This is a genomic window from Caulobacter sp. P1_B12_2 (assembly GCF_056406675.1).
The window spans coordinates 1-6968 of the sequence record NZ_JBFTZS010000241.1; the positions used below are offsets into that span (position 1 = coordinate 1).

Consider the following 6968-nt stretch of genomic DNA (forward strand, 5'->3'; position numbering starts at 1 on the left):
CCCCAGGCCTACCGGGCGCGGTTCGGGGGCTAGACGTCGAGGTGATCCCCGCCACCTCACAAACCAATGACATCCGCTCGCGCCTGCGCAACTAGGTTGAAAAGCTGCAATTTTCGCAAATTGCACTACCATTACGATTCGAGGACCCGACTGCGAAACAGGAATAGTTTTCGGTGAACCTATATACTCGCAAAGACTGGATAGATTTTCGGGAAGCCGTCATCAAATTAGACGACGGTAGATGCACACAATGTCACCGATCACGGTCAGAGACCGTCATATTACAGGTGCATCATAAGCATTATATTCAAGGAAGAAAACCTTGGGATTATAGGTATAATGAATGCGAAACGCTTTGTAAGGGGTGCCACGCAGCGGAACATGGGAAGGTAGCGCCGAAGAGCGGCTGGGAGTGTATCGGCTCCTATGATCTTGAAGATTTATCCGGCAATTGCGACCTATGCGGCGCCAATCTTCGATATCTATACCTTGTGCATCATCCAAAATGGCCCGCAATGGAGGTGGGCACTGACTGCTGCGACCACTTGACCGGAAACACTAGCGCTAGCGAATTTAACGACGATTACGTCAAGAAGCGTGAAAAGAGACGACGTTTCACGTCTTCACCTCGATGGAAAAAGGAAGACGACAACACAATCAGCATTGTACAGGATAGAATCCCGGCCTTAATTTTCAAAAACCAAAATCACTACAAAATATACATCAATGGCATACCAGGAGATAACATATATACCTCCTTAATAGATGCGAAAATTAGATTATTCGAATTTATAGATTCGGGGGAAGCGAAGGAATTTCTCGACGAACGAAGCGGAACCACGAGTTAGTTTTGACGAAGTAGAGCTCCCGCCTAAAACGAGCCGGTCGTGAAATGAGCTTAGTCGGCCCCGGCGAGGTCGGTTCAGAGGCTGACGAAGCGCCGAGCCTAGACGGACTCCAGCGCCGACGCCGACGCCTCCGTCACCGGGAACGGCGCGCCGGGCAGGTAGAGCAGCACGGGGCGGATCTCGTAGACGGCCGTCGGGTTGGCCCTGCGCAGCTCGCGGGCGATGGCGACCGCGGCCTCCTGGGTCTCGGCGTCCACGACATAGAAGCCCAGCAGTTGTTCCTTGGTCTCGGCGAAGGGGCCGTCGGTCACGAAGCCCGCCCCTGGACCGCGCAAGGTCACGCCGCCGCCCGTGTCACCCAGCCGCGCCGCGGGGCCCATGCTGCCGTCGGCGATCAGACGGTSATGAACCTGCAGCAGGTCGCCCATCAGGGCGTCGTCCTCCTCGGCGGTCCAGGCCTGGACCGTCTCTTCCACGTGATAGGCGAGAATGGCGAACAGCATGCGGGTTCCTTGTTGGGTGGAGGGGCACGGACCCTCATAGAACGTCGTTACCGGTTCTTCCAGGCGCCTCTCTGGACTCATGTTCGTTATTTAGCTAAATAACGAACATGAGCAGCGTCTTCAAAGCCCTGTCCGACCCCACCCGCCGGCGCGTCCTCCAACTCCTGCGAGAGCGCGCGATGACGGCCGGCGAGCTGGCGTCTCACTTTGCCTACTCCAAGGCCACGATGTCGGCGCACTTCGCGGTGCTGCGCGAAGCCGACCTGATCGGGGCCGAGAAGCAGGGCACGTCGATCACCTACCGCCTGAAGCTGTCGGTGCTGGAAGACGCCCTGCTCGGCTTCGCCGAATCCTTCGGCATCGGCCTCCAGGTCGAGAATGACGCCCGCAAGGAGAGTTCGAAATGAACGGCAAGACCCAGTTCATCGTGAAGGCGGCCATCGTCGAGATGCCACTCGTCGCGCTCGGCGCCGTCCTGTGGAAGTGGCGCGTCGGCGGGCTGGACTCGCTGGACGCCCTGGAGGCGCGTCGTCTCACGGCCCAGGCCGTGACGATGCTGGCCTATCCCGCCTTGCTGGCGGCGGGCTGGTGGCTGGCGCGCAGGCGGCTGAGCTCGGCGCGCCTGACGCCATCCGCAGAGCATCTTCGCTGGTTCGAGACCGGGATGATCATCGCGGCCCTGATGCTGGCGGCGATCCACGGCTGGACGGCCCGCAACCTGATCATGGACGAGACGCTCGGCCGCCAGGCCATGCTGCGCGGCGTCACCGTCTTCATCGGCGTGTTCACCGCCGTGCAAGGCAATTTCATCGCCAAGGTCGCACCGCCCACCGGCGTCGGCGCGCCTGAGCCCGCCGCCTGGTCACGCACCCTGCTGCGGGTCGGCTGGGGAATGGCCGCTGTCGGCCTGGTGATCGTCGCCTGCGCGGTCTCGCTGCCCGTCCGCATGCTGCTGCCCGTCATGCTGGTGGCCGTGGCGGTGCTGATGATCAACTCCGTCCTTCAGCGCCGACACCTGAAACCTTCGATCAGGAGCCGGTAGGCCGGGCGCCACCCGGCAACAACGTCACCCGTTCGTAACGAACCCGCCGCGAAAAGACCTTGGTCGCGCCGTTGCGAAGCCCGGTTCGGATCCCAATCTCTACTTCGACGCGGACAACCCGGCTTCTCCCCCCGGCCGGCCCCAGCGTCCTAAAGCGCAGCGTCCGTGCCCTCCCCCCCGGCACGGACGCTGTTTGCGTTCAAGGCCGACGATCGTCGGTGAACATTGCCCTGGTAACGCTACCATTCCGCGCTATCCTGCCGCCTGAAACCTTCGTCCCTGGAGAACGAAGGATCACGGGAGCGAAGCGGTCATGCGAGCACTCGCCTATGCCTTGACGATCCTGGCCTTCTGCGGCGCCGCCCGGGCCGCGACGCCGACGCGGCCGCCGATCGTCTCGGTCTCTCACCTGGCGGTCCACGCGGCCGACCCGGCCAGGAGCGAGGCCTTCTACGTCCGTGACCTGGGCGCCGTGAAAGGCCCCGATCCCGAGAACGCCAAGGGCGCGCGCTACTATTTCAGCCCGACCCAGTTCGTCGAGGTGCTGCCCCTTCCGCCCGGCGCGCCGTCGATCGACCGGCTGGACCACGCCGCCTTCAACACCGCCGACGCCGAGGCCCTGCGCGTCTATCTGGCCGCCAAGGGCGTGGCCGTTCCGGCCCGGGTCGAGACCGGCGCCGACGGCGGCCGCTGGTTCGACGTCGCCGATCCCGAGGGCGTGAAGATCCAGTTCGTCCAGCCGCCCGCGACCTTGCCCGCCGTCGCGGTCAATCCGCTGTCCAGCCGCATCATCCACGTCGGCTTCATCGTCCACGACCGCGCCAGGCAGGACGCCTTCTACCGCCAGATCCTAGGCTTCCGACCCTACTGGTTCGGCGGCATGAAGGACGACGCGCCCAGCTGGGTGTCGCTGCAGGTCCCGGACGGCAGCGACTGGCTGGAATACATGATCGTCGGCCCGCCCGACGGCCRGGGTCCGCCGCCCGGCATGAGCCAGGCCACGGCCGGGGTGCTGGACCACTTCTCGCTGGGCGTGCCCGACACCCGCCTGGCCTACACCCTGCTGTGGAACGGCGACCGCCTCGAGGGCCAGACGGAAACGCCCAAGATCGGCCGCGACGCCAAGTGGCAGCTGAACCTGTTCGACCCCGACGGCACGCGGGCCGAGATCATGGAGTTCCACGCCGTCGGCAAACCCTGCTGCTCACCGTTCACCGCCACCGATCCCAAGCCCTAGGGAGGACAGCCCATGCCCATTTCCAGACGCAGCCTGATCGGCGCCGCCGGCGCCACGGCGGCGCTCGCGCCGACGGTCTCGAGTTCACAGGGGGCGGCCATGGCCAACAGCGACAAGATCGGTTTCGCCATCGTCGGCCTGGGCAAGCTGAGCCTGACCCAACTGATCCCAGGCCTGAAGGTCGCCAAGGGCGCAAAACTGGCCGCCGTGGTCAGCGGCGATCCGGCGAAAGCCAAGCGCGTCGCCGCCGAGAACGGCCTGCCGGCCGACGCGGTCTACGGCTATGACGACTACGACCGCATCGCCAAGGATCCGCGCATCGACGTCGTCTACATCGTGCTGCCCAACTCGATGCACGCCGAGCACACGATCCGCGCCTTCAAGGCCGGCAAGCACGTGCTGTGCGAGAAGCCGATGGCGACCACCCTCGCCGACGCCGAGGCGATGATCGCCGCCGCCAAGGCCGCCAAGCGTCAGCTGATGATCGCCTATCGCTGCCACTACGAGCCGCAGAACCTGGACGTCATGCGCCGCCTGCGCGCCAAGTCGATGGGCAAGGTGCGCCAGATCAACACCACCATGGGGCGGCAGGCCGACCTGTCGGATCCCTCCGACGTCTGGCGGCTGGACGGCAAGATGTCAGGCGGCGGGGCCCTGGGCGACATGGGCGTCTACGGGGTCAGCGCCGCCCGCTACCTGCTGAACGAGGAGCCGATCGCCGTCCAGGCCTGGGCCCAGACCGACCGGAACGATCCCCGGTTCAAGGAGACCGAGGACCTGATCAACTGGCAGTTCCGCTTCCCGTCGGGCGTGATCGCCAACGGCTCGACCTCGTTCGCCTATGCCCCGACCATGGCCTTCGAGGTGATCTGCGAGCAGGGCCGGCTGATCGCCGATCCGGCGGCCTTCTACGGCGGCAACCGCCTGACCGTGGTCAAGGGCGGCCAGGCCCAGCCGCCGATCCCGGCCCCGCCCAGCGACCAGTTCGCCCGCGAGATGGACTGGATGGCCGACGTGGTGCGCGGCAAGGCGCCGATGGTCTCGCCGGGCGAGGAGGGCCTGCAGGACATGCGCCTGATGCAGGCGATCCTGGAGTCCGCGAGCAAGGACGGCGCGACGGTGAAGACGGACTGGGGGTATCGGCGGGCGGTGGACCCGGCGGCGGTGGTGGACGTGCCTAAAACCACCTAACCCCTCTTGATCCGCTCATCCCGGCGAATGCCGGGACCCAGATGGAATGGCGGTGTGGCTGACGCCATGAGCGCTGAGTTCATCCAATCAGCCACCCAGCTTTGGGATCTGGGTCCCGGCATTCGCCGGGATGAGCGGTTGTTAGGTGAGGATCTAGCTGCCCCGCAGCAACCGCCACCAGCTGTCCGCCAGCGCGTCCAGCAGCGGTTCCAGCGGGGCCGAGGCTCGCTGCACGACCATCACGTAGGACAGCCGCTCGAACTGAACGAGCTGCAGCAGCATCCGCGTGCGCGCCGCCGGCCGCTCGGCGTCGCTGAACCGCGCCAGATAGTTGGGCATGGCGTCGATGAACAGGTTGATGAAGCGCAGATAGTCGTCGGCCAGGTCGGGGTCGGCGACATTGGCCTCGGTGGCCACGGCCAGCAGGTTGCGGCGCTCGTCGGTCTGCTCGCCCATGCCCTGGGCCAGCCAGGCGCGGACGTCCGCCAGGCTCGGATCGACGATCGCGTCCAGCGCCGCGAACGTGGCCTGGATGTTGGGGACCAACCGGTCGCCGATGGCGTTGGCCACGTCCTCCTTGTTGCGGAAATGCAGGTAGAAGGTGGCGCGGTTGGCGCCGGCCTCGGCGGCGATCTGCTCGATGGTCACGGCCCGGAAGCCGCGCCGGCCGAAGAGCGCGACGGCGGCGTCGATCAGCCGCTCGCGGGTCAGCTGGCGCTGGGCCTCGCGCAGGCCGCCTGTTCTCTCCGTCGCCGCTCTCGCCAAGTTCGCTCTCCTCGTCGCGCCCAGTTTTGCCACGCCGCCGGATTCAACGCCAGTCGATTGACACGACAGGTGTCGTCTGAACTACTCGACGGCGTCACGCGACGCAGTGCGCGGACTTACAGGGAAGACGCGCATGGCCATGCAGCTTGTCAGCGAAACCGCGGTCGACGGGATCGAGGGTCCCGGCGCTCCGACCCTGTTTCCCACCCTGGACGGGGTCGATCTGTCCAACATCACCCAATTCACCCAGGGCCAGCCCTATGGCGACTTCGCCAAGATGCGCGCCCAGGCGCCGGTGATGTGGCACCCCGAGCCCTATGGCGGGCCGGGCTTCTGGGCGGTCACCCGCCACGCCGACATCATGGCCGTCGAGGCCGATCCCCAGACCTTCTCGTCGCGCAAGGGCGGCATACTGATGGCGCACGGCGACCCGCAGAAGCGCCACGCCCTGCTCTATCGCGCCTCGATGGACACCATGATCAATCTCGACGGCGCCGAGCACATCCAGCTGCGCCGCGAGCACATGACCTATTTCACGCCCGCCTATCTGCGCGGCGTCACCGAGGCGGTGCGGGCCGAGGTGAGCCGGCTGCTGGACGAGATGGCCCCGCTGGGCCGCTGTGACCTGGTCGAGGCGTTCTCGTCCAAACTGCCGCTGTTCACCCTGTGCGAGATCCTGGGCGTGCCGCCCGAGGATCGCGGCAAGTTCCTGAAGTGGATGCACTATCTGGAGATGGCCCAGGACCTGGCTCTGAAGCAGGCCCTGGCCCCGATCACCCCGACGCTGGAGCTGATGCAGTTCGTCCAGGACTTCAACACCAACGTCGAGGAGATGTTCGAGTACGGCCGCACCATGCTGCACAAGCGGCGGCTGGAGCCTCAAGCCGATCTGATGAGCGCCATCGCCCGCGCCGAGGTCGACGGGACCCTGCTCAGCGACGAATATCTGGACGGCTCGTGGCTGCTGATCGTCTTCGCCGGCAACGACACGACGCGAAACACCCTGTCGGGCACGATGAAGCTGCTGACCGAGTTCCCCGACCAGAAGGCCCGGCTGATCGCCGATCCGTCGCTGATGGGCGGGGCGGTCAACGAGTTCATCCGCATGGTCAGCCCGGTGATCTACATGCGCCGCACCGCCACCCGCGACGCCGAGATCGCCGGCCAGGCGGTCCGCGAGGGCGAGAAGGTGGTCATGTACTACGGCGCGGCCAACCGCGACGAGGCGGTGTTCGCCGAACCCGACCAGTTGGACATCACCCGCCCCAACGCCGACAAGCACATCGCCTTCGGCTACGGCCCGCATGTCTGCATCGGCAAGCGGGTGGCGCAGATCCAGCTGGAGGAGGCCTACCGCCAGATCCTGGGCCGCTTCCCCGACA

General features: G+C 65.6%; 7 protein-coding genes. 5 read left to right on the forward strand and 2 right to left on the reverse strand.

The window, feature by feature from the left end:
- Positions 1-946: 946 nt before the first annotated feature.
- Positions 947-1351 (reverse strand): YciI family protein, encoded by a 405-nt coding sequence (locus tag AC1DZ6_RS15295; protein WP_477098014.1) that lies wholly within the window; start codon positions 1349-1351, stop codon positions 947-949.
- A gap of 107 nt (positions 1352-1458) precedes the next feature.
- Between AC1DZ6_RS15295 and AC1DZ6_RS15300 the strand changes: the two genes are divergently transcribed.
- The 4 genes from AC1DZ6_RS15300 (at position 1459) to AC1DZ6_RS15315 (ending at position 4821) form a co-directional block, all read left to right on the forward strand.
- Positions 1459-1758: an autorepressor SdpR family transcription factor gene (locus AC1DZ6_RS15300; protein WP_477098015.1), complete on the forward strand. Its 300-nt coding sequence runs from the start codon at positions 1459-1461 to the stop codon at positions 1756-1758.
- Positions 1755-2393, forward strand: coding sequence for a hypothetical protein (locus tag AC1DZ6_RS15305; RefSeq protein ID WP_477098016.1), 639 nt, complete (start codon positions 1755-1757; stop codon positions 2391-2393). The genes AC1DZ6_RS15300 and AC1DZ6_RS15305 overlap by 4 nt, the downstream gene beginning before the upstream one ends.
- Before the next feature lie 313 nt (positions 2394-2706).
- Positions 2707-3630 (forward strand): VOC family protein, encoded by a 924-nt coding sequence (locus AC1DZ6_RS15310; RefSeq protein ID WP_477098017.1) that lies wholly within the window; start codon positions 2707-2709, stop codon positions 3628-3630.
- A gap of 12 nt (positions 3631-3642) precedes the next feature.
- On the forward strand, positions 3643-4821 hold the full coding sequence (locus AC1DZ6_RS15315; protein ID WP_477098018.1) for a Gfo/Idh/MocA family protein: 1179 nt from the start codon (positions 3643-3645) through the stop codon (positions 4819-4821).
- A 153-nt stretch (positions 4822-4974) separates the two neighbouring features.
- On the opposite strand, the gene AC1DZ6_RS15320 is transcribed toward AC1DZ6_RS15315, so the two are convergent.
- Positions 4975-5586 carry a TetR/AcrR family transcriptional regulator gene (locus tag AC1DZ6_RS15320; protein WP_477098019.1) on the reverse strand — a complete coding sequence of 204 codons (612 nt, stop codon included), beginning with the start codon at positions 5584-5586 and terminating at the stop codon, positions 4975-4977.
- 139 nt (positions 5587-5725) lie between these two features.
- Between AC1DZ6_RS15320 and AC1DZ6_RS15325 the strand changes: the two genes are divergently transcribed.
- On the forward strand, positions 5726-6968 hold a 1243-nt coding region (locus tag AC1DZ6_RS15325; RefSeq protein ID WP_477098020.1), incomplete at its 3' end, for a cytochrome P450.

Excerpts from the sequence above, each read along its gene's own strand:
- AC1DZ6_RS15300 (WP_477098015.1), top strand. The coding sequence starts at position 1,459 with ATGAGCAGCGTCTTCAAAGCCCTGTCCGACCCCACCCGCCGGCGCGTC.
- AC1DZ6_RS15305 (WP_477098016.1), top strand. The coding sequence starts at position 1,755 with ATGAACGGCAAGACCCAGTTCATCGTGAAGGCGGCCATCGTCGAGATG.
- AC1DZ6_RS15315 (WP_477098018.1), top strand. The coding sequence starts at position 3,643 with ATGCCCATTTCCAGACGCAGCCTGATCGGCGCCGCCGGCGCCACGGCG.